The sequence below is a fragment of the Streptomyces sp. NPDC050423 genome (genome assembly GCF_040655445.1).
Taxonomy (GTDB): Bacteria; Actinomycetota; Actinomycetes; order Streptomycetales; family Streptomycetaceae; genus Streptomyces.
In genome coordinates this window covers 65,442-90,239 of the sequence record NZ_JBFAJY010000005.1, presented here as the reverse complement: position 1 = coordinate 90,239, position 24,798 = coordinate 65,442, and the positions used below count along the sequence as shown (strand labels likewise).

Below are 24,798 nucleotides of genomic sequence, written 5' to 3'. Positions count from 1 at the left end.
GCCCGGACGTGCGGCACGATGGGGCGCCGTCGAAATGCCCCGTCCCCGCATCCCGCCCCACCAGGAGGAACCCCGTGGCCGCCGAGCCCAAGCCGGAGATTCTTGCCGCGTTCCAGGCCGCCAAGGGCTTCATGCCGGTGGTGGAGGGGCTGGCCCTGTACGCGGCAGCCGCCGAGGCCGCCGCGCTCGGGCTGCCGCTGCTGGAGGTGGGCACGTACTGCGGGCGCTCCACCATCCTGCTCGCCGACGCCGCCCGCGCCTCGGGGGCGACGGCCCTCACCGTCGACCACCACCGGGGCAGCGAGGAGCAGCAGCCCGGCTGGGAGTACCACGATCCGACCGTGGTGGACCCGGAGGTCGGCCGGATGGACACGCTGCCCACCTTCCGCCGGACGCTGCACGCGGCCGGTCTGGAGGAGCACGTGGTGGCGCTCGTGGGGCGCTCCCCGCAGGTCGCGGCCGTCTGGGGCGGGCCGCTCGGCCTGGTCTTCATCGACGGCGGTCACACCGACGAGCACGCGAACGGCGACTACGAGGGCTGGGCGCCGCATGTCGCCGAGGGCGGACTGCTGGTGATCCACGACGTGTTCCCCGACCCGGCGCACGGCGGCCAGGCCCCGTACCGGATCTATCTGCGGGCGCTGGCCTCCGGGGCGTTCACCGAGATCTCGGTCACCGACTCGCTGCGCGTCCTGCGGCGTACCGGGCCCGGGATCTGAGGCCTCCGGACGCCGGGCGGGCTCCCGGATAGCATCGCCGGGTGCGTGACGACGAGAGCGTTCCCCCCACCCCGCGCCGCCCGGCCCTGTTCGCCGCCGCGACGCTGATCGTGCTGTGCCTGGGCGCCACCGGCTGCGGCGGCGATGACACCGCGCAGGCCCGGCCCGGCCCGGCCGGCACCACGGCCGCCGCGACGGCCTCCTCACCGGCCCCGGCCTCCCCGTCGCCGGTGCGCAGCAGCCCCTCCGCCACCCGGCCGCCCTCCCCGTCGGCGTCCGCGCCGGACGCCCCGTCCGGGCCCCTGTCGGGGAAGACGGTCGTCATCGACCCCGGGCACAATCCGCGCAACCACCTGCACAACGCCGAGATCGGCCGGCAGGTGGACATCGGCACCACGCGCAAGGAGTGCGACACCACCGGCACCTCCACCAACTCCGGTTACGCGGAAGCCGAGTTCACCCTCGACGTGTCGCACCGGATGCGCACGCTGCTGCGGGCACAGGGCGCGAAGGTGGTGCTGACGTACGACGACGACCGGCCGTTCGGCCCGTGTGTCGACGAACGGGCCCGGATCGGCAACAAGGCCGGGGCGGACGCGGTCGTCTCGGTCCACGCGGACGGATCGGCGGCCGGCAACCGGGGCTTCCACGTGATCCTTCCCGCCTCGGTGCGCGGCGGCGACGCGGACACCTCGAAGATCGTCGGCCCGTCGCGCGATCTCGGTACGCGTATCGCCGGACTCTTCGTCCGCGCTACCGGAAGTGCTCCTTCCAATTACATCGGCGGCAATACCGGACTGGACACCCGCAAGGATCTCGGCGGACTTAATTTGTCCACCGTGCCCAAAGTGTTCATCGAATGCGGCAATATGCGTGATCCGAAGGACGCGGCCCTGCTCACCAGTGCGAGCTGGCGCCAGAAGGCGGCGCAGGGGATCGCCGACGGCATCAGCAGCTACCTCAACGGGTAGTAAGAGGTGGTTCTGCGATGAATCGGGAGGATGCCCGCCCAACGTCCGGACGGGGGGCCACCACCCGACCGGGCAGACGATAGATTCATCCGTACGATGGGGAGCCGCCCCCGAGCTTCGCGCCGTGCCCGCCCGTACCGGTGGCAGCGACGACCGCCCCGACGAGACGACCGACTAAGGACCTTCACGTGAATATCCGCTCCCTCACTCGAGGCGATGGCGTGGTGATCGGAGCAGCGGTCGTGCTGTTCATCGCCTCTTTCCTCGACTACTTCTCCTATGGGAACTCCAGCATTGACGCGCCGAACTCCTGGGATTCGCTGGGCAACGCGATCGGTGTCTACATGGTCGGGGTGGCCGGTGCCGCACTGATCGTGCTCTCCCGTTCCCAGCCGCAGCCGCGCAAGGTCGCCGGTCTGGATCTCGCCCAGTTCGGCGTGGCCGCCACGGTGTTCACCGCGTGGAACCTGTTCTGGACGATCATCGACCTCGGCCAGATCGACGCCGGTGCCGGTCTGATCCTCGGCATGATCGCCGCTCTGGTGCTGGCCGCCGGTGCGGTCGCCTCCCCGCTGCTTCCCGCGCTCAAGGGCCCGCTCATGGGCGCCCCGAAGCCGCAGGCCGTGCACCCGCCGTACGGCGGCCAGCCGCAGCCCGGCCAGGGTTACGGCTACCCGGGCGCGCAGCAGCCGTCCTTCGGTGGTCAGCAGCCGGGCCAGCCGCAGCCGTACGGTGCCCAGCAGCCCGGTCAGCCCGAGCCGCAGCAGGCCGGTGCGCCGGCTCAGCAGGCCCCGGCGGCGGGCGGTGAGTTCACCCCGTTCTGGTTCGCGGTTCCGGTGGCGCGTCCGCTGTACGGCGAGGACGGTTCGCCGTCCCCGATCGCCGAACTGGCCCCGGGTACCTGGTACCTCGCGGTCGAGCAGCGCGGTCCGGGCCTCATCGCCCAGACACAGGACGGCCGTCGTGGCGTGCTCCAGGACACCACGGGCATCCAGCGCGGCTGACGCGGCGCACGGACAACCGACGGCGGCCCCCCGCCCCTTCCGGGCGGGGGGCCGCTGTCGTACCCTCCGGATATATCTGATGCATCGTCAGAAATACTGGGAGGCAGCGGAATGCGGCTCGGACTCGCTCTCGGATACTGGGGCCGCGGCCCGAACCCGGCCCATCTGGACCTCGCCCGCGAGGCCGAGGACCTGGGCTACGCGTCGGTGTGGACGGCGGAGGCCTGGGGATCGGACGCCTTCACCCCGCTGACCTGGATCGCCGCCCACACCTCCCGGATCCGGCTGGGCACGGGCATCGCGCAGATGGCGGCGCGCACCCCGACCGCGACCGCCATGCACGCCCTGACGCTCGATCACCTCTCCGGCGGCCGGATGATGCTCGGTCTCGGGCTCTCCGGCCCCCAGGTCGTCGAGGGCTGGTACGGCCGGCCGTTCCCCCGCAGCCCGCTGACCGCGACCCGCGAGTACGTCGACGTGGTGCGCCAGGTGCTCAGCCGCGAGGCGCCTGTCGAGCTGGACGGCCGGTTCCACTCGCACCCGTACAACGGCCCGGACGCCACCGGGCTCGGCAGACCGCTGAAGCCGATCACCCATCCGCTGCGGGCGGACCTCCCGGTGCTGCTCGGCGCGGAGGGGCCGAAGAACATCGCGCAGACCACCCGGATCGCGGACGGCTGGCTGCCGCTGTACTGGTCGCCGCTGCGCACCGACGTGTACGAGGCCTCGCTCACCGGCCTCCGCGACGGGTTCATGATCGCGCCGATGGCCCGTGCGCAGGTCTGCGACGACGTCGCGGAGGGACTGCTGCCGGTGAAGGCGATGCTCGGCTTCTACATCGGCGGCATGGGCGCCGCCGCCCGCAACTTCCACGCGGACCTGATGGCGCGGATGGGGTTCGAGGAGGAGGCCCGGCGGATTCAGCAGCTCTTCCTGGAGGGCCGCAAGGAGGAGGCCGTCCTCGCCGTGCCGGACGCGTTCGCCGATGAGATCTCCCTGGTCGGTCCCCGTGAACGGATCGCGGAGCGGCTGGAGTTGTGGCGCAAGGGGCCGGTCACCGACCTCCTGGTGACGGCCCCCGACCCGCACACCCTGCGGGTGCTGGCGGAGCTCAGTCAGTAGAACCGACGGGAAGCCGCCCCTCGCGCGTCCAGGCCGTCAGCTCGTCGGCCGTCCACGTCGTGACGACGCGTTCCGCCGGGACCCCGCACTCCTCCGCACGGGCGCAGCCGTGGATCTGCCAGTCCAGCTGTCCGGGCGCGTGCGCGTCGGTGTCGACGGCGAAGAGCGTGCCCGCCTCGACGGCCCGGCGCAGCAGTCGCCTGGGCGGGTCCAGCCGCTCGGGTCTGCTGTTGATCTCCACCGCCGTGCCCGCCTCCGCGCAGGCGGCGAAGACCTCGTCCGCGTCGAACCGCGACTCCGGACGGCCCCGGCCGGTGATCAGGCGTCCGGTGCAGTGCCCGAGGACGTTCGCCCGCGGATGGCGGACGGCCGCGAGCAGCCGCCGGGTCATCGGGCCGGGGTCCATCCGCAGCTTGGAGTGGACGGAGACGACCACCAGGTCCAGCTGTTCCAGGAGTTCGTCCTCCTGGTCGAGGCTGCCGTCGAGGTTGATGTCGCACTCGATGCCGGTCAGCAGCCGGAACGGCGCCCAGCGCTCGTTGAGTTCGGCCACCTCCGCCAGCTGCCGGCGCAGCCGCTCGGGCGAGAGTCCGTTGGCCACGGTCAGCCGGGGCGAGTGGTCGGTGAGCACCGCCCAGTCGTGGCCGAGCTCCGCCGCGGTGCGTCCCATCTCCTCGATCGGGCTGCCGCCGTCCGACCAGTCGGAGTGCAGATGGCAGTCGCCGCGCAGCAGCGCGAGCAGCCGCTCACCGCCCTCGGCGAGCGGTCCGCCCTCCTCGGTCTCGGTCTCCAGCCGCTCCAGATACGCGGGCACCTCTCCGGCCACGGCCTCGCGGACGACCTGCGCGGTCCGGGGGCCGATGCCCTTGACCCGCTCCAGCGAGCCGTCCGTCACCAGCTGGACGGCCTCGCCCTCGCCCATCGCGGCGACGGTGCGGGCGGCCGTGCGGAAGGCCTGGACGCGGTAGGTGTCGCCCCTGCCGCGCTCCAGCAGGAAGGCGATCCGCTCCAGGGCCCGGACCGGGTCCATCGCCACCTCCTCGCCGGACAGGACGGGCTGCCGTTCCAGCTTGGCCCAGCGGCGCCCGCCCCGCACACCGGCCGGAGCCGTCGCGGCCCCCGCCCGTCAGCCGAAGGACGACCGCGCCAGCCAGAAGTCCAGCAGCTCCGCGTCGCCCAGGACCTCGACCCGGTCGCTGTCGGGGGCGAGGCGGCGGTTGAAGACCAGCATCAGGTCGGTGAGCGGCCCGCGCAGCGCCACGGTCGCCTTCGCGTGCGCGCGGCGCCAGATGAAGCCGTCCTCGCCGAACTCGATCAGCCATTCGGCGCCGGGGGCGTCGGTGGCGTGCAGGTGGATGGAGCGCCCGGCGCCGCGCAGCTCCGCCGTCTCCGGGTCGTACCCGGCGGCCTGGGCGAAGGCGACGATCTCCAGCCATTCGTCGACGGTGTCCGCGGCCAGGTCGGGCGCCATCTCATAGGGCACCTTCGCGGTCAGGGCCGCGTCCGCCTGGTGGACGACGGTCTCGATCGCCATGCGGCGGGCCCAGAACCCGGAGCTGTGCTCCCAGGCCCAGGACCAGACCGGCAGCTCCGGTCCCGCCTCCCGCAGCGCCCCGGCGGTCAGCGCCGCCCCCTCCGCCAGCCAGGCGTCCAGCACGGCGGGGTCGTCGCCGTCGGGGGTGAAGTGCGGCACCTTCTCCTTCGGGACCTCCTCGGTGGCCCGGGTGCGCACGATCTCACCGGCCCAGCGGTGGGCGCGGCCGACGTGGACGGCGAGGTCGCGCAGCGTCCAGCCGGGGCAGGTCGGTACGGTCGCGTCGAGGTCCGCGCCGCGCACCGCGGCCCTCAACGCCTCGGTCCTCAGGACGATTTCGTCGCAGTAGCGCTCATGGGAAAGATGGCTCATGCCCGCACCCTAATGGGGGTTCGATCCGTGCCCCACGGGTTATCCGCCGAGCTGCGAGGTGGACGGCACCTTGTCCTTCACCTCGGCGCCCGCGCTCTTGCCGGCACCCTTGATGCTGTTGATGACGCTCTCGAAGGCGCCGATGTCGCCCTCTCCCGCCTCGCCCTTGCGGAGCTTGGTGGCGAGGCCCTTGAGCGAGGCGATGCCCGCGGTCAGCGGGGCGACGGCCTTCGAGAGCAGCGGGTCGCCCTTGGCGTTGTCGGAGGCGGCCTTGAGCCTGTTGTAGGCGAAGCCGCCCGCGAGTCCGGCCTTGACGAGCGCGAACGTCCGGCCGTCCGCGCCCTTCTTGAACTTGCCGGCGCGGTACGGCTTGACGACCCACTGGTACGTGGCGCCCGCGGCCAGCCCCGCGTTGGTGACGAACCGGGTCTTGGCGAACTTCTGCGCCTGGGCCGAGGACGTACCGGTGGGCGACGCGGAGCTGCTCGCGCCGCTGTCGCCGTCACCGCCGCACGCGGTGGCGCCCACCAGCACGGTGCAGGACAGCAGCAGCGCCACGAGCAGACGGCGAAGCGGTACGGAACGGGGCACGGCGGGCCTCCCTGACCGGGCACGTCACGACGGGGCGCCGGGGCCCGGCACTCCCCCGCAAGGCTTGCCCCGGCCCGGACGGCCCGCCACCCGGGTACGCCGTCCGGGTTCCGCCCGGCGGAGTGCGGCAACCCGGACGGCATGTCCTCCGCCGCTGACGGCCTCCCCCGAGGCCGACGGGCCCGGCGCACCGGGGCGGCTGCTCAGCCGCAGCAGTCCGGCTCCAGCCCCTTCGGCAGCCGTTCCCCGCTGAAGACCGCGGTGGTCGCCTCGTCCCCGCCGAGCGCGGCCACCGCCAGCAGCAGCGAACCGGCGGTCCAGGCCGTGCGCTCCTCGGGCCAGAACGCCCGGTTGCCCTCGAAGACGTACCCCGTCCAGTACAGCCCGTCCTCGGCCCGCAGGTGCTGGATGGACTGCAGGACCTCCAGGGCCCGGTCGGACTCGCCCATCACCCAGAGCGCCAGGGCGAGTTCGCAGCTCTCGCCGCCCGTCACCCATGGGTTGGGCAGCACACAGCGCACCCCGAGGTCCGGGACGACGAAGCGGTCCCAGCCCTCCGCGAGCCGCTTCGTGGCCGCCGGTCCGTCGAGCGCGCCGCCGAGGATCGGGTAGTACCAGTCCATCGAGTAGTGGCTCTTGTCCAGGAAGCGTTCCGGATGGCTGCGGATCGCGTGGGCGAGTGCGCCGGTGGCCAGCTCCCAGTCGGGCTGCGGCTCCTCGCGGCGTTCCGCGATGGCGAGCGCGCAGCGCAGCGCCTGGTGGACGGAGGAGGAGCCGGTCAGCAGCGCGTCCTGGACCGGGGTGCCGTCGGCCTCCCGCTTCCAGCCGATCTGGCCGCCGGGCTGCTGGAGCCTCAGCACGAACTCGACGGCGGCGAAGACGGTCGGCCACATCCGGTCGACGAACGCGTCGTCGCCGGTGGCGAGGTAGTGGTGCCAGACGCCGACGGCCACGTACGCGCAGAAGTTGGTCTCCTGACCGCGGTCGGTCGGCCGCCGCGGGTCACCGTCGTGGTAGGCGGCGTACCAGGAGCCGTCGCCGTTCTGGTTGCGGGCCAGCCACTCGTAGGCGCGTGCCGCGGCGTCGTGCTCGCCGGCCGCGTCCAGGGCCATGGCCGCCTCGGTGTGGTCCCACGGGTCGAGGTGGTGCCCGCGGAACCAGGGCAGCGCGCCGTTCTCGCACTGCATGGCGAGCAGCGCGGCGACGGTCTCGGTCGCTTCCCCGGCGGTGAGCACTCCGGGCAGCACAAGGTGTTCGGTCCGCTCGGGAAGTGTCACGCCTTGGCCTCGGCGGAGTCGTCGGCCTTCGCCGGGGTGTCGGTGACCGGGGTGGCGGGCAGGTGGGGCTTGGTCGCGTAGGCGACGAAGCTCTTGCCGACGACCGGGTTGAGCAGTTGCTCGGCGACCCGGGTGGCCATCGGCTTCTTCATGATGTCCCAGACCAGCAGCTTGTGGTACGCCCGCACCGGCAGCGCCTTGTCATTGTCGACGCCGAACGCGCACTTCAGCCACCAGTACGGCGAGTGCAGCGCGTGCGCGTGATGGGTGCCGTACGGCTTGAGGCCGGCGCCGCGCATCCGGCCGAGGAGCTCCTCGGCCCTGTAGATGCGGATGTGGCCGCCCTCGACCTCGTGGTAGGCGTCGGAGAGCGTCCAGCAGACCTTCTCGGGGCCGTAGCGCGGCACCGTGACCGCGATCCGGCCGCCGGGCCTGAGCACCCGGACCATCTCGGCGAGCACGCCCTTGTCGTCGGGGATGTGCTCCATCACCTCGGAGATGATCACGACGTCGAAGGACTCGTCGGGGAACGGCAGGTTGAGCGCGTCGCCCTCCATCGCGGTGGCGGTGGCGCCCTCCGGGGCCTCTCCGGCCTCCTTCATCGCGGCGAACCACTTCGCGACCTCGCGGATCTCCTCACCGTTCCGGTCGAGAGCCACCACCTGGGCGCCGCGCCGGTAGCACTCGAAGGCGTGGCGTCCGGCGCCGCAGCCCAGGTCGAGCACTCGGTCGCCTGCGGCGAGCGGGAAGCGGGTGAAGTCCACGGTCAGCACGAATGCCTGCTTTCGCGGTCGGGGGTTCGAAGGGGGCGGGAGAGCGGAGACGTCAGGGGCGGTGCGGTGTCACCGACGGCCGTCGGGTCCAGTGGCGGCGGCGCGGGCGGCGATGGCCTCCCGGTAGCGGGCGGCGGTACCGATCGCCGCCTGCTTCCAGGTGAACCGGGCGAGGACCCGTGCGCGGCCCGCCGCCCCGAGCCGCTCGCGCAGCGCGGCGTCGCCGAGCAGCCGGCCGAGCGCGTCGGCCAGGGCCCCGGCGTCGGCGGGCGGGACCGCGAGACAGGTTTCGCCGTCGGGTCCCGCGACCTCGGGGATCGCACCGCCGGTGGTGGCGACGAGCGGGGTGCCGGTGGCCATGGCCTCGGCGGCGGGCAGTGAGAAGCCCTCGTACAGCGAGGGGACGCAGGCGATCTGGGCGCCGCGCACCAGGTCGACGAGTTCGGCGTCGCTGATGCCCTTGACGAACTCGACGGCGTCCCCGAGCCCGTGCCGCTCGATGGCCTGAGCGACCGGCCCGTCCTCGGCCCGCCGGCCGACGACCACGAGGTGCGCCGCGGGGTTCCCGGTACGGAGCACGGCGAGCGCCTCGACGAGGTGGACGAGGCCCTTGAGCGGTACGTCGGCGCTGGAGGTGGTGACGATCCGGCCCTCGACCTCCTCGACCGCGGGGTCGGGCGACCACAGGTCGGTGTCGGCGCCGATGTGCACGACGTGGACGCGGCCGGGACTCACCCCGAGGTGCTCGACGATCTCCTGCTTGGAGGAACCGGAGACGGTGAGCACGGACGGCAGCCTGCGCGCGACCCGCTTCTGCATACGGGTGAAGGCGTACCAGCGGCGTACGGAGACGCGGCGGCGGCGGGTCGGGGCGGCGTCCAGGTCGAGTCGCCGGTCGACGGTAATGGGGTGGTGGACCGTGGTGACGAGGGGGGCGCCGAGATCGCCGAGGAGTCCGTAGCCGAGTGTCTGGTTGTCGTGGATGACGTCGAACTCGCCGCGCCGGGCGGCGAGATGGCGCCGGGCGCGCAGGCTGAAGGTGAGCGGTTCGGGGAAGCCGCCGGTCCACATGGTGGCGACCTCGGCGGCGTCGATCCAGTCCCGGTACTCGCCGCGCCTGGGCGTGCGGAACGGGTCGGGGTGCCGGTAGAGGTCCAGGCTCGGCAGCTCGGTGAGCGGGACGCCCTCGTCGAGCACGGGGTAGGGCTGGGCCCCGATGACCTCGACGCTGTGGCCGAGGCGGGCGAGCTCGCGGGCGAGGTGGCGCACGTAGACGCCCTGGCCGCCGCAGAAGGGGTTGCCCTTGTAGGTGAGGAGCGCGATGCGCAACGGCCGGTCGCCGTCGGGTCCTGCCTCCGTGTCCGACGTACCGACGCCCGTGCGGGGGCCCGACTCTATGGCCTCAGCGGTCACACTCGGCCCCCTTCTCACTGCGTGTTCGCCGGAGCGTAACCGCTCGCGCTAATCTAGAACAAGTTATAGACCGGATCGTTCAATGAGCTACGAATCTACCGGCAGGTAGCGTCGGCGCAACGGCCGGATCAGGTGATTCGCGCCACGACACACACCCTGGCATGCTGTGCGCCTCCGGACCGGCCACCGCGTCCTCGCGGTCGCGGACAGAAGCCACGGGGATGGGACACATGACAGCGGAAGCCAGACCGGCATCGCCGCCCCTGACAGAACGCCAGGAGGCCCGCCGCCGCCGCATCCTGCACGCCAGCGCGCAGCTCGCCAGCAGGGGCGGTTTCGAGGCCGTCCAGATGCGTGAGGTGGCGGAGGCCGCCGGGGTCGCCCTGGGCACCCTGTACCGCTACTTCCCGTCCAAGGTCCACCTGCTGGTCGCCACCATGCAGGACCAGCTCCAGCACATGCACGGCACGCTGCGCAAACGTCCGCCGGCCGGGGCCGACGCGGCGGACCGGGTCGCCGACACCCTGATGAGGGCGTTCCGGGCGCTCCAGCGCGAACCGCATCTGGCGGACGCGATGGTGCGCGCGCTGACCTTCGCGGACCGCAGCGTGAGCCCCGAGGTGGACACCGTCTCGCGCCTCACGACGGCGATCATCCTGGACTCGATGGGACTTGAGCACCCGACGCCGGAGCAGCTCTCGGCCGTCCGGGTGATCGAGCACACCTGGCACTCCGCGCTCATCACCTGGCTGTCCGGCCGGGCGTCGATCGCCCAGGTGAAGATAGACATCGAGACGGTGTGCCGGCTGATCGACCTGACGGCCGAGGGCCCGGTCCGCTGACTTCCGCGCGGCCCCGCCCCGGTTCGGGTCCTGCCCATGTACGGCACCCACATGGGTCCCCCGTCAGGTGAGGTGCCCTGCACCATATCGACGACGGCACGGTGTTCATACGGTTCGGCGACATCACAGGAACACGCCGAGGAGCCGGTCACCATGCGTCGCAGAGCCAGCAGAGCCAGCGCGGACAGCAGGACGAGCAGCACCAGCAGAGCAGGCGGGGCCACCCGCACCGTCCGGCCCACAGCCCTGTCCGCCGTGGCCGTACTGGCCGCCGCCGGTCTGCTGGCGACCGGGTGCAGCGCCGCCGGCAAGGCGGGCAGCACCGATTCCGGGTCCGGGAAGTCCGGCAGCGGTTCGGCCGTGAAGGTCGGCCTGGTCTACTCCCGGACCGGGCTGCTCGCGGACTACGGCAAGCAGTACCGGGACGGCTTCATGGCGGGCCTGGACTACGCGACGAAGGGCACCGGCAAGGTCGCCGGCCACCGCATCGAGGTCACCGAGCAGGACGACGCGGGCGACCCCGGCAAGGCGGTCTCGGCGGCGAAGAACCTGATCGGCAAGGGGTACAAGGTGCTGGCCGGCACCACCGACTCCGGCGTCGCCCTCCAGATGGCGCCGCTCGCCGCCCAGAACAAGGTGCTGTTCGTCAACGGCCCGGCCGCCACCGACGCGGTGACCGGGATCAACGGCTACACCTTCCGCTCGGGCCGCCAGTCCTACCAGGACATCCTCACGGCGGGGGCGATGCTCGGCGACGCCAAGGGCAAGAAGGTCACCGTGCTGGCCCAGGACTCCACGTTCGGCCAGGCGAACGTCACCGCGGTGAAGGCGGTGCTCGGCGCGAAGGGCGCGAAGGTGGGCTCCGTGCTGGCGCCGCCCAGCGCGACGGACCTGACGCCGTTCGCCCGGCAGGTGAAGGCGGGCGGGCCGGATCTGGTCTTCGTGGCCTGGGCCGGTTCCACCGCACCGGCGCTGTGGACCGCGCTGGACCAGCAGGGCGTGCTGGGCGCGAGCAAGGTCGTCACCGGGCTCGCCGGGACGGCCTCGTACCCGGTCTTCGGGACGGCCGGGGCCAAGGTGTCGTTCCTCGCGCACTACTTCCCCGGCGCGGGCGGCGGCAACGCCGCGGAGAAGGCCATGCTCGACTCGGTGACGAAGGCCGGCGGCACCCCCGACCTGTTCACCCCGGACGGCTTCACCGCGGCCCAGATGATCGTGCACGCCGTGGCCGAGGGCAGCGCCACCGACCCGGCCGCGATGGTGAAGGCCCTGGAGGGCTGGACCTTCGACGGGGTGAAGGGCAGGACACAGGTCAGGGCCGAGGACCACGCCCTGGTGCAGCCGATGTTCGTGGCCCGGCTGACCGGCAAGGGCGCCGCCGCGAAGCCGGAGCTGCTGGACACCGAGCCGATGGACGCCGTGGCGCCGCCCGTGAAGCCCTCGGCGGGCTGAACCATGACCGCACCGCACACCCTCGGGCGCCGGGACGGGCCGGCGGACCCCGCGGCCCCGGTGCTCCGGCTGGACGGACTCGGCTGGAGCATCGGCGGCGCGACCATCCTCCAGGACATCACGCTCGGCGTCCGCGAGGGCGAGTTCCTCGCCTTCATCGGCCCCAACGGGGCGGGAAAGACCTCCCTGTTCAACCTGATCAGCGGACTGGTCATGCCGACCGCCGGCACGATCGCGCTGGACGGCGCCGACATGACCCACCGGCCCGCGCACGTGCGGGCCCGGCGCGGGATCGGCCGGACGTTCCAGACGTCCAGCCTCTGGCCCGCCATGACCGTGGCCGACCACGTCCGGCTGGCGGCGCAGGCCGCCCGGGGCGGCTCGTACCGGCTCTGGCGGCGCGCCGACCCGTACACCGCCGAGGTGGCCGGCGTGCTGGAGCGCACCGGTCTCGGCCACCGGGCCGGGGCGACGGCGTCCGAGCTGTCGCACGGCGAGAAGCGGAAGCTGGAGCTGGCCGTGCTGCTGGTGGGCGAGCCCCGGCTGATGCTGCTCGACGAGCCGATGGCCGGGGTGAGCGCGGAGGAGGTCCCGGCGCTGACCGAGCTGATCCGCACTCTGCACCGGGACGAGGGGCGCACCGTCCTCATGGTCGAGCACCACATGGACGTGCTCCTGGGCCTGGCCGACCGGCTCGCGGTGATGCATCACGGCCGGCTGCTGGCCCTGGACACCCCCGAGGCCGTCACCGCCGATCCGACCGTGCAACAGGCCTACCTCGGGGAGGGGTTGTGAGCGAGCGGGCCCTGCTCGCCGTACGGGACCTGCGGGTCCTGATCGGCGGCCGGCACATCCTGCACGGCGTCGACCTGGACGTCGCCGCCCACGGCGTGACCGCGCTGCTGGGCCGCAACGGCGCCGGGAAGACCACGACCGTACGGGGCATCCTGGGCCTCGTCCCGCGCAGCGGCAGCGTGCTGCTGGACGGCGAGGAGACCGTGTCCCTGCCCACCCACGCCGTGGTCCGGCGGGGTGTGGGTTACGCCCCCGAGGACCGGGGCGTCTTCGCCGGGCTGACCGTGGCGGAGAACCTGCGCCTGGCCGAACGGCGCGGCGCGGGCGGTCCCGACTACCCCCTGGTCCATGAACTCTTCCCCGAACTCAAGCAGCGGGCACGGCAGTTGGCCGGGACGCTCTCCGGCGGCCAGCAGCAGATGGTCGCCATCGGCCGGACCCTGCTCAACGCCAACCGGCTGATCATCGCGGACGAGCCCACCAAGGGCCTGGCGCCGAAGGTGGTCACCGAGGTGGCGCAGGTGCTGGAGCGGGCCGCCGAGGCGGTGCCGGTGCTGCTCGTGGAGCAGAACCTCGCCGTCGTACGCCGGCTCGCCGAGCACTGCGTGGTGCTCGCCGACGGCCGGACCGCCCACCGCGGCCCGGCCGCCGAACTGCTCGGCGACGCGGAGGCGGCCCGCCGGCTGCTCGGTGTGGGGCACGGGCCGGCCACCGAAGCGCTCTCCGTGGAGGCGGATTCCTGATGTCCACCATCGTGCTGCTCACCATGACCGGACTCGGTCTGGGAGCCCTCTACTTCCTCGTCGCGTCCGGGCTCTCGCTGATCTTCGGCCTGATGGACGTGCTCAACTTCGCGCACGGGGCGCTGCTGTCCATCGGCGCGTACGGCACCTGGTGGGCGGCGTCCGGCCATCTGCCGGGCGCGGGACCCGGCGGGGCCGGCTTCGTCCTCGCGGTGCTGTTCGGCACGGCGGTGGGCGCCGCCGCCGCCGTGCTCCTGGAACTCGCCGTCGTCCGCCCGCTCTACACCCGGCCGCGCGAGCAGGTGCTCGCCACGGTCGGGGTGGGCCTCGCGGTCCCCGCGCTGCTGTCGGGGATCTGGGGATCGGACGCCCGGACCTTCCCCGGCCCGGAGGCACTGTCCGGCACGTTCGGGCTGCTGGGCGCGCAGGTCCCGGTCAACCGCCTCGTCCTGGTGGCGGCGGCGGTCGTGGTCCTGGCGGCGCTGCGGCTCTTCCTCGGCCGGACCCGGCACGGCCTGGTCGTACGGGCGGGGGTCGAGGACCGGGCGATGGTCACCGCGCTCGGCATCGACGTCCGCAGGGCGTTCACCCTCGTCTTCGCGATCGGCGGGTGCGCCGCCGCACTCGGCGGGGCGCTCGGCGGGCTGTACTTCGGCTCGGTCGACCCCCGTCAGGGCACCTCGCTGCTGATCTTCGCGTTCGTCGTCGTGGTCACCGGCGGCATGGGCTCGGTGACCGGCGCCGCCGTGGCGTCCGTGGTCATCGGTCTGGTCCAGCAGTTCGCCAACTACTACACCGCGGCGGGCCTCGGCGATCTGGCGGTCGTCGTCCTGCTCGCCGCGCTGCTGCTGATCCGCCCGCGCGGACTGACGGGGAGGCTCGCGTGAGCACCGCCACCGAGACACACGACCGCACCGACGGCGGCCCCCTGGCCGCACCGGCGCCCCCCGGCCGGTCCCGGCGGCTGCTGCGCTGGTGGCCCGGCGCCGTCCTGCTGGTCCTGGCCGTGGCGCCCTACAGCGCGCTGCCCGTGCCGGGTCTCCTCGACGGTCCGCTGGGCAGTGCGGGCAGCCTGCAACTCATCGCCACCTGCCTGCTGTTCGGCGCCCTGGCCACCGGCTACGACCTGCTGCTCGGCCGCACGGGGCTGCTCTCCTTCGGGCACGCCCTGTACTTCGCGGCGGGCAGCTACGCCACCAATGTGTTCCTGCTGGAGGCGGGGCTCCCCTTCGCGGCCGCAGCCGTCCTCGGGCTCTGTTTCGGGATCGCGCTGGCCCTGGTCCTGGGGTCGGTGAGCCTGCGCGTCACCGGCATCGGCTTCTCCATGGTGACGCTGGCGTTCGCCCAGGCGGGCTCGATCCTGGTCTCCCGCAACCCCGGTGGCGTCACCGGCGGCGAGGAGGGCCGGGCGGCACCGGCGGATCTGCTGCCCTCCTGGCTCGTCGGCATCGACAACACCGCGAACCTCTACTGGATCGCGCTGGCCTACCTCGTGCTCACCCTGGGCGTCGTCCACTGGGCGGTCCGTTCCCCCACCGGACGCGTCTGGGAGGGCATCAAGGAGAACGAGCGCCGGGTTGAGGTGCTGGGGCTGAAACCGTACGGGTTCAAGCTGACGGCCTTCGTCCTCGCGGGCGCGCTGGCCGCTCTCGGCGGCATCGTGCACCTGCTGCTGACCGGTGGCTCCACTCCGCAGACGACCACGTCCGACTTCACGCTGTCGCTGCTGGTGATGGTGGTGCTGGGCGGCTCGGGGACCCGGTGGGGCCCGATGGTCGGCGGCATCCTCTACACCTGGGCCGATCACCGGCTCGGCGACCTGGCCGGCTCGGGCGCGGTCGCCGGCCTCCCGGCGGTGCTCCGCGTCCCGCTCTCCCAGCCGCTGTTCCTGCTGGGCGTGCTGTTCGTGGCCGTGGTACATCTGCTGCCGGGCGGCCTGGCCCGGCTGCCGTCCAGACTGGCCGCGTCGCGCCGAGGCGGGCCCGCCGAAGAGATCCCGCCCCGGAAGGAGAACGGAAACCCGTGATTCCGTACGAAGAGATCAAGGTTCCTGTCGCCGGCGGCGAGCTGGCGGCCGTGCGCTGGCCGGCCGCCGGACCGGACGCGCCGGTGGTGGTGGCGCTGCACGGCATCACGGCCAACGCGCTGTCCTGGGGCCCGGTGGCCCGGCTGCTGGCCGGCCGCGTCACCCTCATCGCCCCGGATCTGCGCGGCAGGGCGGGGAGTTCGGGGCTTCCCGGCCCGTACGGCATCGCCGCCCACGCGGACGACATCGCGGCCCTGGCCGAGTCGCTCGGCCCGGACCGGGTGGTGCTGGCGGGCCACTCGATGGGGGCGTTCGTGGCGGCGTTCGCCGCGGTACGCCACCCGGAGCGCTTCGGGCCGCTGCTGCTCGTCGACGGCGGCATCGGCTTCCCGGCGCCCGTGCACCTGTCACCGGACGAGCTGATGACGGCGGTGATCGGTCCGGCGATGGACCGGCTGTCGATGACGTTCGCGCACCGGGCCGCCTACCGCGCCTTCTGGCAGGCGCACCCGGCGTTCGCGGGCGCCTGGTCGGACGAGGTGGACGCGTACATCCAGCGCGACCTGACGGGCGCCGAACCGGCCATGCACTCGACGTGCCGGATCGAGGCGGTCCGCACGGACGGCATCGGCCTCTTCGACGAGGAGGTGCTCTCGGCGGTACGGAAGCTGCCCGTCGAGGCGACGCTGCTGTGGGCGGCGCGCGGCCTGATGGACGAGGAGCAGGGCCTGTACGACGAGAAGCGCCTCGCGGCGGCGGACCTGGCCGGGACCCGGCTGACGCCGGTGGCGGTGCGGGACGTGAACCACTACACGGTGCTCACGGGTGACCGGGGCGGGCGGGAGATCGCCGACCGCCTGGTGGCGTACGCGCGACAGGGCGGCTGACGCCCGGCGGACGGGGCCCGGCGGCTGCGCCGGGCCCCGTCCGCCGTTCCGGATCAGCCGGTGCAGCCGCTGTCCGCGATCACGAAGTACCCCGCCGGTGACTCCTTGAGGGTGTGCGCGACGAAGACGTTGTACAGGCCCATGTTCGCCTCGGAGCCGTTGGCGTAGACGTACCCGCCCGTGGTGTGGGCCCTGCCCGCGACCACGTGCGCGTAGTTGGTGGCGGTGAAGCACCGCGCGGTCGCGCCGCCCGTCGTGACCGCCGTCACCTGGGCCGACGTGGTGCCTGCCGTCCCCGATCCGTCGACCGCCGCCACGGTGTAGCGGTAGGTGGCACCGGCGGTCAGGCCGGTGTCCGTGTACGTGGTGCCGGCCGGGGACGCGGTCTTCGTACCGTTGCGGAACACGGCGTACGAGGCGGCGCCCTCGACCGCGCTCCAGGACAGGGACGCGGTGGTGTCGGTGACGCCCGTGACCGTCACGCCCGCCGGGGCCGGCAGCCGGCCGTCGCCGCCACCGCCCGGGGTGCCGCCGCCGTCGAGGCCCCAGAAGACGCCCGTGTAGTACGTCGAGCAGATGGTGTTCAGGAAGTACGCGGCCGCCGTCCCGCACTGCTCGGCGCCCGAACCGGGGCCCACCGGAAGGCCGTGGCCCATGCCGGAGACGGTGTACGTCTCCACGGCCGGCTGCCCTGCGGAGTCGTTGTAGACGGCGCGTGTGGTGTTGCCGGGGAGGGTGCCGGTGGACGACGGGGTCTGGCCGATGCCCCAGACGTCCGTCCACTGGTCGCGCAGGGCCGTGGCGTTGGCCGGGTACACGGTGTAGTCGGCGGTGCCCTGCCAGATCGCCACCCGGGGCCACGGGCCGCCGTACCCGGGATGGGCGCCGCGGACCTTGTCGCCCCACTGCGTGGGGGTCAGCTTCTGCGGGCCGGTCTGGCAGCCCGACGCGGCCGCCTGGCTCGTCGCGCACTGCGCGGGCAGCCCCGAGGCCACCGAGCCGCCCGCGAACACGTCCGGGTAGGCGGCCAGCAGGTCCGCGGTCATGCCGCCGCCCGCCGAAAGACCGGTGACGTAGACCCGTTGGCCGTCGGAGCCGCGGCTCTGCTTCGCGTGCTCCACCATCTGCACGATCGACGCGGCCTCGCCCCTGCCCCGGCTGTCCTCGGCCGGGTCGAACCAGCCGAAGCAGGAGAGGGCGTTGTTCGCGGACGTGGTCTGCGGGAAGACGACGTCGAAGCCCCACTGGTCGGCGAACTTCGGCCAGCCGGAGTTGGTGTAGTACGCGTCGGCGGTCTGGGCGCAGCCGTGCAGGGCGACGACCAGGGGCGCGTTCGCGGGGAGGCCGGCGGGGGTGTACTCGTACATCTGGAGGTTGCCGGGGTTGGAGCCGAAGCCGGTGACCTGCTGGAGGCCCCCGGCGGCAGCGGCGGCCGGCCGGGCGTCGGCGACAGCGGTGGTGGTGCTCAGTGTGGCCGCGAGCAGGCCGAGGACGGCCGTGGACGCGACGCGGCGGAACAGGCGTCTCAGGATCGGTGGGCGCACGGGTGCCTCCCTGGTCGGTACGTGCGGGTACTGGCTGCTGCCGGAACCTACGAGCAGCGGCGCCGCACGCCCATGTGGCAGGCGGACACCCGCGGGTGCGGGGTGTGTGCGGCGGGTCCCTTGTGCGGCCCCGCCGGCCGCCCGGCGGGGCCGCCCGGCGCCGCACCGCACCATGTACGCCGCCACCATGCCGGGGCGGGAGGGTGTGTGCACCGGCCCCGTGTGACACGGGCCGCCGCGTACCTACGGTGACGGCCATGGAGACTTCCCGCAGACCCGATCACGAGCCCCCCGCCCCCGCCCCGGGCGGCGGACCGACGCAGGTGCCCGCGGCACCGTTCCTGGCCGGGCGGACCGCGCTGGTGACCGGTGCGGCGAGCGGGATCGGGCGGGCCTGCGCACAGGCGCTGGCGGCGGCCGGCGCCCATGTGCACGTGGTGGACAAGGCCGGTGAGGCGGCCAGGAGCCTGGCCGGGGAGATCGGCGGGACGGCCTGGGTGGTGGACCTGTCGGACCCCGGAGTCGTCGACACGCTGCCGGCCCACGCGGACGTGGTGGTCAACAACGCGGGGCTCCAGCACGTCGCCCCGGTCCACACGTTCCCGCCGGAACGCTTCGCGCTGATCCAGCGCGTCATGGTGGAGACCCCGTTCCGCATCTTGCGCCGGACCCTGCCGGGCATGTACGAACGCGGCTGGGGGCGCGTGGTCAACATCTCGTCGGTGCACGGGCTGCGCGCGAGCCCGTACAAGTCGGCCTATGTGACGGCCAAGCACGCACTGGAGGGACTGAGCAAGGTGGTGGCGCTCGAAGCGGCGGAGCACGGGGTGACGAGCAACTGCGTCAGCCCCGGTTACGTACGCACTCCCCTGGTCGAGAACCAGATCGCCGACCAGGCCCGTACGCACGGCATCTCGGAGGAGGAGGTGGTGGGGCGGGTGATGCTGGAGCGCAGCGCGATCAAGCGGCTGATCGAGCCGGCGGACGTCGCCGAGGCCGTCCTGTGGCTGTGCGGTCCGCGTACCGGCCACATCACCGGCACCTCGCTCTCCATGGACGGCGGCTGGACCGCCAACTGACCCCCTCACCGCCCCTGTCTACGAACGCTGGCCGCCATGTCTGAACCGTCCCCCTCCGCCGCACCCCATCTCCGGTACCTCTTCGACCTGCTGGCCGACGACGCCCCCGCCGAGGCGCTGGGCGCGGTCCTGTCGACGGCGCGGGCCGACGGGGTGGCGGAGGGAGAGCTGGCCGAGGTGGAGCGGGCCACCGCCATCGCACTGCGGATCAGGGGCGCCCTGCGCCAGCACCGGCGCCGCGAGCTCCAGCTCACCGCGCTCTTCGACACGGCGGGCGACCTGGCGGCCTCCCGCGATCTGGACGACGTGCTGAAGGCGATCGTGCGGCGGGCCAGGATGCTGCTGGGGACGGACACGGCCTACCTCACGCTCCCGGACGAGGAGGCGGGCGACACCTACATGCGGGTGACCGACGGGTCGGTGTCGCTGGTCTTCCAGCGGCTGCGCCTCGAACTCGGCGAGGGCCTCGGCGGTCTCGTGGCGCAGACGGCGAGCCCGTACGCGACCCCGGACTACCGCACCGACGAGCGCTTCCGCCACACCCACAACATCAATGCCGGGGTCCTGGACGAGGGCCTGGTCGCCATTCTGGGTGTGCCGCTGCTGCTCGGCTCCAGCCGCGGGGGCACGGGCAAGGTGATCGGCGTCCTGTTCGCGGCCGACCGGGCGCCGCGGGTCTTCAGCCCCGACGAGGTCGCCCTGCTGTGCTCGCTGGCCGCCCACGCCGCGATCGCCATCGACACCGCCCGCGCCCTGGCCGACACCACCTCGGCCCTCGCCGAACTGGCGGGGGCGAACGCCGAGCTCGCCGAGGCCAACGCCTCGGTGCGGGCCCACTCGGCGGCCATGCGGCGGGCCGAGGAGTCGCACGACCGGCTGACGGACCTGGTGCTGCGCGGCCGGGACGTCAAGGACGTGGCGGCGGCCGTCGCCGGACTGCTCGACTCCCCGCTGACCATCCACGACCCGGGCGGGCGCCCGCTGGCGGCGGTCCGCCCGGACGGTACGGGCTTCGCCGCCGACAGCATGGACGCCGGGTGGCTCGCGGAGGCGGCCGAGGAGTCCCGTACGGGGGCCCGCGCCGTGCACCGCGACGGGAGGGTGGTCTGCGCGGTGCTCGCCGGGCAGGAGCTCCTGGCCGGTCTCGTGCTGCACCGGAGCCGGCGGCTGGACGACTCCGACCGCCGGCTGTTCGAGCGGTCGGCGGTGGTCACCGGGCTCCTTCTGCTGCTGCGGCGCACGGTGGCCGAGACCGAGAACCGCATCCGCGGCGAACTGATCGCCGACCTGCTGACGGACACCGGCCGCGACCCGGCGGGCCTCGCCGAACGGGGCCGCCGGCTGGGCATCGACCTGGACCGCCCGCACCTGCTGCTGGTCGCGGAGACCGGCGCCCGGGAGCGGCTGGCCCCGGCCGCGATGCGCTATCTGTTCGGCGGGGACACCCATGGCGTGAGCGCCGAACACGCGGGCGGGGTGGTGCTGTTGATAGAGGCGGACGGCTCCGGCCCGGCGGCCGGGACCGTGGCCCGCTCGGCGGCGGCCCAGCTCGGCCAGCTGGCGCAGACGCCGGTCACCGTGGCGGCGACGGGCCCCGCCCGGGGCCCCCGTGAGCTGGCCGCCGCGTACGCGGAGGCGGCGCGCTGTCTGCGGGCGATGCGGGTGCTGGGGCGTACGGGCGAGGGCGCGTGCGTGGACGAACTGGGCTTCCTGGGCGTGGTGCTGGGCAACGGGCAGGACGTCGACGGTTTCGTGTCGGCGACGCTGGGGCCGCTGCTGGAGTACGACGCCCAGCGCGGCACCCACCTGGTGCGGACGCTCGGCGCGTACTTCGGCGCGGGCGGCAGCCTGATCCGGGCCAAGGACGAGCTGCACGTCCACGTCAACACGGTGGTGCAGCGGCTGGACCGGATCCAGGTGCTGCTGGGCCGGGACTGGAACGAGCCGGACCGCGCCCTGGAACTGCAACTGGCGCTGCGCCTGCACTTGTTGTCGAGCACACCGGACGGCCGCTGACCCACCCGTCCCCCCGCAGCCCTCATTCCTCCGGGGGGAACACCACCTCTCCCGAGTCGGCCAGGGCGACCGTGATCGCCTCGACCGGACACCCCTCGGCCGCGGCGAGGACGCGCTCGTTGGCGTCGGTCTCCGGGTCGACGGGGTGGGACTGCCGGGCGGAGTCCAGCCGGAAGCCGTCCGGCGCGTGGTTCACGCACATCCCCGACCCGATGCACACCCCTCGGTCGACCTCGACGCTCCACCGGTCACCCATCAGGACGCGCCCCCGTACCCGGCGGGCAGATGGATCATCTTGTGCTCGAAGTACTCCCCGTACCCCTCGGGCCCGAACTCCCTTCCCACACCGGAGTTCTTGTAGCCGCCGAACGGCCCGAGCATGTCGAGACTGAAGGTGTTCACGCTGTAGGTGCCGGTCCTGACCCGGCGGGCGATGTCGATGCCGCGCTCGGTGTCGGCGGTCCAGACACTGCCGCTGAGCCCGTACTCGGAGTCGTTGGCGATCCGTACGGCCTCGTCCTCGTCGCCGTACGGCAGCAGGCAGATGACCGGGCCGAAGATCTCCTCGCGGGCGATGCGCATGGAGTTGTCGACGTCCCCGAAGAGCGTCGGCTCGACGTACCACCCGCGCTCCTGCGCGGCCGGACGGCCGCCACCGGTGAGGATCTTGGCCCCCTCCTCCTGCCCGATCCGGATGTAGTCGAGGGAGCGCTGCTGCTGGCGCCGCGCGACGAGCGGGCCGAGTTCGGTGGCCGGGTCGAGCGGGTCGCCGACCTTCAGCGCACCGGCGGCGGCGGCGAACGCCTCGGCCATCTCCTCGTAGCGGGAACGCGGCACGAGGATCCGGGTCTGGGCCACGCAGGCCTGCCCGTTGATCATCCAGGCGAAGGGCACGATGCCCGCGACGGCGGCGTCCAGATCGGCGTCGGGGAGGATCACGGCGGCGGACTTCCCGCCCAGCTCCAGGGTGACGCGGGTGAGGTTGCGCGAGGCGACCTCCATGACGCGCCTTCCGGCGGCGACGGACCCGGTGAATGAGACCTTGTCGACGCCGGGGTGCCCGACCAGGTACTCGCTCACCTCGCGGTCGGCCGGCAGGATCGACAGCACGCCCTCGGGCAGCCCGGCGTCGGCGACGATCTCCGCCAGGATGTAGGCGTCGAGCGGCGATTCGGGCGACACCTTCAGGACGGCCGAGCACCCGGCGAGCAGCGCGGGCGCGAGTTTGGCGGCGGCGGTGAACTGCGGCACGTTCCAGGGCACGACGGCCGCGACGACCCCGACGGGCTCCCGCCGTACGAGCAGCGGCCCCAGCGCCCCGTCCCGGCGCTCCTCGTACGGGAAGGTGCGGGCGACGGTGATCGCCGCGTCCCACACCATCATCGCGGCGAGGGCCTGCACCATGACGCTGGAGCTGTACGGGGTGCCGTTCTCCGAGCTGATGACCCGGGCGATCTCCTCGTACCGGACGGCGAACGCGTCCTTGATCCGGGTGACGACGGCGATCCGCTCGTCAAGCGTCATCCGGGGCCAGGGACCCTCGTCGAACGCCCGCCGGGCGGCGACGACGGCCCGGTCCACATCTCCCTCGGCGGCATGCGGCACCCGGCCGATGACCTGCTCGGTGTGCGGGGAGATGACCTCGATGACCTCCCGCCCGAGCGGATCGACCAACTCCCCGCCGATGAACAGTTTTCCGTGTTCGACAAGCTCGCTCATGGCTGCTGCCTCCCGCGACGCGGCACGTGACCCGACTCGATGACTGGTTCCGAGCCCTGCGTTCCGAGGCTCTGTTCCCGGTCCACATCTGACTCCATGTCAGAACTGATACCAGTTCCAGTTCCAGGAGTCCACGGATGGGCCACACGCACCGAGGCGGAACGCCGGACGCCTCGTCGCCACCCCACGTCAAACACCCCCGACGGAACGACAATTGGTCTGCACCAAGCCTGGCCGCGCTCTTGCCGGGAACCGCGCGTCCGGGCAGGATTTGACTGGCGATTCACGCGGTGCTCAACCCACTCGACCCCAGACTTCCGCAGCGCATCATCCTCGGCGACCGGTCCCCGGTCGGGCAGGCTTCGGTCGCCTCCAACCCGTGGGGTGCGTCGTACGTCGTGAGCGCCTGGGCGGACCTCGCCGACCAGGAATCGTCCGGCCGGTCATGTTGCAGGTCAGGGTGAGACCGGCAACATGACCGGGAGACCCCGAGGACAACGAGCCCCCCTCGCCGTCCGCCTGCACTCCACCCCGATCGGACAGGTGCCCGGGGCTACCACTGGAACAAGTTCTCGTTACAGTGGACGCGGCGCGTCGTGGCCGTACCCCGCACGCCGCCGAGACCGCGGAGAGATGGGGAGTCCATGACGCAGGTGATGAACCACGGTGGAGGCGTCCACAGCATCAAAGTCCCCATCCCGGACAACCCGTTGGGCCACACCCTGGTCCATGTCCTGGACACCGGCCGGGGGCCGGTCCTGATCGACACGGGCTGGGACGACCCGGAGGCCTGGGACACCCTGACGGCCGGGCTCACGACGGTCGGCGTGGACATCGCCGATATCCACGGCGTGGTCATCACCCACCACCACCCCGACCACCACGGCCTGTCCGGCCAGGTGCGCGACGCCTCCGGGGCCTGGATCGCGATGCACGCCGCCGACACGGCGATCGTCCGCCGCACCCGGGAGTCCGAACCGGGCACCTGGCTGTCCTACCTCGCGACGAAGCTGGCCACGGTCGGCGCACCCGAGGACCACATCGCCCCGCTCCTGGCCGCCCGCGAGAAGGGCGGCCGGATGCGCACCCTGCCCGGTCTGCGGGCCGCGCTCCCGGACCGCGAGATCGTGCCCGGCGAACTCCTCGACCTGGCGGGCCGCAAACTGCGTGCCATCTGGACCCCGGGCCACACCCCGGGCCATGTCTGTCTCCACCTGGAGGAGGACCACCCGGCCAACCTGCCCGGCCGCGGCCGCCTCTTCTCCGGCGATCACCTGCTCCCCGGCATCAGCCCGCACGTCGGCCTCTACGAGGACCCGGACAGCGCGAACGCGACCGACCCGCTCGGGGACTACCTCGCCTCGCTGGAACGGATCGGGCGCCTGGGCGTCGCGGAGGTACTGCCCGCCCACCAGCACGCGTTCCCGGACGCTGCGGGCCGTGTACGGGAACTCCTCGACCACCACGAGGAGCGCCTCACCGGCCTCCTGTCCCTGCTGGCCGAACCGCTCACGCCGTGGCAGCTGGCCGAGCGGATGGAGTGGAACCGCCCCTGGGAGCAAATCCCTTACGGGTCACGGAACATCGCCGTCTCGGAGGCCGAGGCGCATCTGCGCCGACTGGTGAAACTGGGGCGCGCTGAGGCGGTCACGGGAAGCGAGCCGGTGACGTTCGTGGCGGTGTGACGACGGCGCGCTGTTCGTCGCGGTGTGACGGGCGCGCCGTTCGCGCCGGCCACCGGAGGGTCAGCCGCCGTTCAGCGCGGCGACCCTGCACCCCGCTCAAAAGCCCACGGAGCCGGTGCGGGGTCCGGACCACGATCGAGAGGGCGGCCACTTCGCGACGGGGGCGGTCACGGACACATTGACCTCGTACGACACACTGGTGATCCTCGCCGCCTTGTCGCTCGGCGGCTGCGG

Annotated in this window: 23 protein-coding genes; 14 read left to right on the top strand and 9 right to left on the bottom strand. The window is 73.0% G+C overall.

Annotated features, from left to right (window positions below; all coding sequences use genetic code 11):
- The first annotated feature begins 74 nt into the window (after nt 1–74).
- From AB0I52_RS05885 to AB0I52_RS05870, 4 genes are all read left to right on the top strand, one after another.
- Complete coding sequence (locus AB0I52_RS05885; RefSeq protein WP_363069298.1) at nt 75–719, top strand: class I SAM-dependent methyltransferase; 645 nt, start codon at nt 75–77, stop codon at nt 717–719.
- A 41-nt stretch (nt 720–760) separates the two neighbouring features.
- Entirely contained in the window at nt 761–1,690 is a 930-nt protein-coding gene (locus AB0I52_RS05880; protein WP_363069296.1) for an N-acetylmuramoyl-L-alanine amidase, read from the top strand.
- Between the two features lie 221 nt (nt 1,691–1,911).
- Nucleotides 1,912–2,694 (top strand): hypothetical protein, encoded by a 783-nt coding sequence (locus AB0I52_RS05875; protein WP_363069294.1) that lies wholly within the window; start codon nt 1,912–1,914, stop codon nt 2,692–2,694.
- A 111-nt stretch (nt 2,695–2,805) separates the two neighbouring features.
- Complete coding sequence (locus tag AB0I52_RS05870; protein ID WP_363069292.1) at nt 2,806–3,816, top strand: LLM class F420-dependent oxidoreductase; 1,011 nt, start codon at nt 2,806–2,808, stop codon at nt 3,814–3,816.
- On the opposite strand, the gene AB0I52_RS05865 is transcribed toward AB0I52_RS05870, so the two are convergent.
- The 6 genes from AB0I52_RS05865 to AB0I52_RS05840 form a co-directional block, all read right to left on the bottom strand.
- Nucleotides 3,806–4,846 carry a PHP domain-containing protein gene (locus tag AB0I52_RS05865; protein WP_363069508.1) on the bottom strand — a complete coding sequence of 347 codons (1,041 nt, stop codon included), beginning with the start codon at nt 4,844–4,846 and terminating at the stop codon, nt 3,806–3,808. The two genes, AB0I52_RS05870 and AB0I52_RS05865, sit on opposite strands and share 11 nt — an antisense overlap.
- 96 nt (nt 4,847–4,942) lie before the next feature.
- The gene (locus AB0I52_RS05860; RefSeq protein WP_363069290.1) at nt 4,943–5,722 is read right to left on the bottom strand and encodes a maleylpyruvate isomerase family mycothiol-dependent enzyme; all 780 of its coding nucleotides are present in this window, start codon (nt 5,720–5,722) and stop codon (nt 4,943–4,945) included.
- Between the two features lie 39 nt (nt 5,723–5,761).
- A complete protein-coding gene (locus AB0I52_RS05855; protein WP_363069288.1) occupies nt 5,762–6,313 on the bottom strand; it encodes a hypothetical protein in 552 nt (183 codons plus the stop codon).
- 203 nt (nt 6,314–6,516) lie between these two features.
- Nucleotides 6,517–7,590, bottom strand: coding sequence for a prenyltransferase (locus tag AB0I52_RS05850; protein ID WP_363069286.1), 1,074 nt, complete (start codon nt 7,588–7,590; stop codon nt 6,517–6,519).
- Complete coding sequence (locus AB0I52_RS05845; RefSeq protein ID WP_363069284.1) at nt 7,587–8,363, bottom strand: methyltransferase domain-containing protein; 777 nt, start codon at nt 8,361–8,363, stop codon at nt 7,587–7,589. The genes AB0I52_RS05850 and AB0I52_RS05845 overlap by 4 nt, the downstream gene beginning before the upstream one ends.
- Nucleotides 8,364–8,432: 69 nt before the next feature.
- Nucleotides 8,433–9,776 (bottom strand): glycosyltransferase family 4 protein, encoded by a 1,344-nt coding sequence (locus AB0I52_RS05840; RefSeq protein WP_363069282.1) that lies wholly within the window; start codon nt 9,774–9,776, stop codon nt 8,433–8,435.
- Between the two features lie 230 nt (nt 9,777–10,006).
- Between AB0I52_RS05840 and AB0I52_RS05835 the strand changes: the two genes are divergently transcribed.
- The 7 genes from AB0I52_RS05835 to AB0I52_RS05805 all read left to right on the top strand — a co-directional run bounded on the left by AB0I52_RS05835 (nt 10,007) and on the right by AB0I52_RS05805 (nt 16,521).
- Nucleotides 10,007–10,618 carry a TetR family transcriptional regulator gene (locus AB0I52_RS05835; RefSeq protein WP_362958820.1) on the top strand — a complete coding sequence of 204 codons (612 nt, stop codon included), beginning with the start codon at nt 10,007–10,009 and terminating at the stop codon, nt 10,616–10,618.
- Nucleotides 10,619–10,771: 153 nt separating this feature from the next.
- A complete protein-coding gene (locus tag AB0I52_RS05830; protein ID WP_363069280.1) occupies nt 10,772–12,070 on the top strand; it encodes a substrate-binding domain-containing protein in 1,299 nt (432 codons plus the stop codon).
- A gap of 3 nt (nt 12,071–12,073) precedes the next feature.
- On the top strand, nt 12,074–12,865 hold the full coding sequence (locus AB0I52_RS05825; protein WP_363069278.1) for an ABC transporter ATP-binding protein: 792 nt from the start codon (nt 12,074–12,076) through the stop codon (nt 12,863–12,865).
- Complete coding sequence (locus tag AB0I52_RS05820; RefSeq protein WP_363069276.1) at nt 12,862–13,608, top strand: ABC transporter ATP-binding protein; 747 nt, start codon at nt 12,862–12,864, stop codon at nt 13,606–13,608. Before AB0I52_RS05825 ends, AB0I52_RS05820 begins: the two co-directional genes overlap by 4 nt.
- The gene (locus AB0I52_RS05815; protein WP_363069274.1) at nt 13,608–14,495 is read left to right on the top strand and encodes a branched-chain amino acid ABC transporter permease; all 888 of its coding nucleotides are present in this window, start codon (nt 13,608–13,610) and stop codon (nt 14,493–14,495) included. Before AB0I52_RS05820 ends, AB0I52_RS05815 begins: the two co-directional genes overlap by 1 nt.
- Nucleotides 14,492–15,634, top strand: coding sequence for a branched-chain amino acid ABC transporter permease (locus tag AB0I52_RS05810; protein WP_363069272.1), 1,143 nt, complete (start codon nt 14,492–14,494; stop codon nt 15,632–15,634). The genes AB0I52_RS05815 and AB0I52_RS05810 overlap by 4 nt, the downstream gene beginning before the upstream one ends.
- On the top strand, nt 15,631–16,521 hold the full coding sequence (locus tag AB0I52_RS05805; RefSeq protein WP_363069270.1) for an alpha/beta hydrolase: 891 nt from the start codon (nt 15,631–15,633) through the stop codon (nt 16,519–16,521). Before AB0I52_RS05810 ends, AB0I52_RS05805 begins: the two co-directional genes overlap by 4 nt.
- Before the next feature lie 53 nt (nt 16,522–16,574).
- Here AB0I52_RS05805 and AB0I52_RS05800 read toward each other — a convergent pair whose 3' ends face one another.
- Nucleotides 16,575–18,065, bottom strand: coding sequence for a PHB depolymerase family esterase (locus tag AB0I52_RS05800; RefSeq protein WP_363069268.1), 1,491 nt, complete (start codon nt 18,063–18,065; stop codon nt 16,575–16,577).
- A gap of 257 nt (nt 18,066–18,322) precedes the next feature.
- Here AB0I52_RS05800 and AB0I52_RS05795 point away from each other — a divergent pair, with 257 nt between their 5' ends.
- Nucleotides 18,323–19,144, top strand: coding sequence for a 3-hydroxybutyrate dehydrogenase (locus AB0I52_RS05795; RefSeq protein ID WP_363069266.1), 822 nt, complete (start codon nt 18,323–18,325; stop codon nt 19,142–19,144).
- 36 nt (nt 19,145–19,180) lie between these two features.
- Complete coding sequence (locus AB0I52_RS05790; RefSeq protein WP_363069264.1) at nt 19,181–21,160, top strand: GAF domain-containing protein; 1,980 nt, start codon at nt 19,181–19,183, stop codon at nt 21,158–21,160.
- Between the two features lie 22 nt (nt 21,161–21,182).
- Here the strand turns inward: AB0I52_RS05790 and AB0I52_RS05785 are convergent, their stop codons facing one another.
- Both AB0I52_RS05785 and AB0I52_RS05780 read right to left on the bottom strand, forming a co-directional pair.
- On the bottom strand, nt 21,183–21,416 hold the full coding sequence (locus AB0I52_RS05785) for a ferredoxin (protein ID WP_362958791.1): 234 nt from the start codon (nt 21,414–21,416) through the stop codon (nt 21,183–21,185).
- The gene (locus AB0I52_RS05780; RefSeq protein ID WP_363069262.1) at nt 21,416–22,879 is read right to left on the bottom strand and encodes an aldehyde dehydrogenase; all 1,464 of its coding nucleotides are present in this window, start codon (nt 22,877–22,879) and stop codon (nt 21,416–21,418) included. Before AB0I52_RS05780 ends, AB0I52_RS05785 begins: the two co-directional genes overlap by 1 nt.
- A 644-nt stretch (nt 22,880–23,523) precedes the next feature.
- Here AB0I52_RS05780 and AB0I52_RS05775 point away from each other — a divergent pair.
- Nucleotides 23,524–24,564, top strand: coding sequence for an MBL fold metallo-hydrolase (locus AB0I52_RS05775; protein ID WP_363069260.1), 1,041 nt, complete (start codon nt 23,524–23,526; stop codon nt 24,562–24,564).
- Nucleotides 24,565–24,798 lie beyond the last annotated feature (234 nt).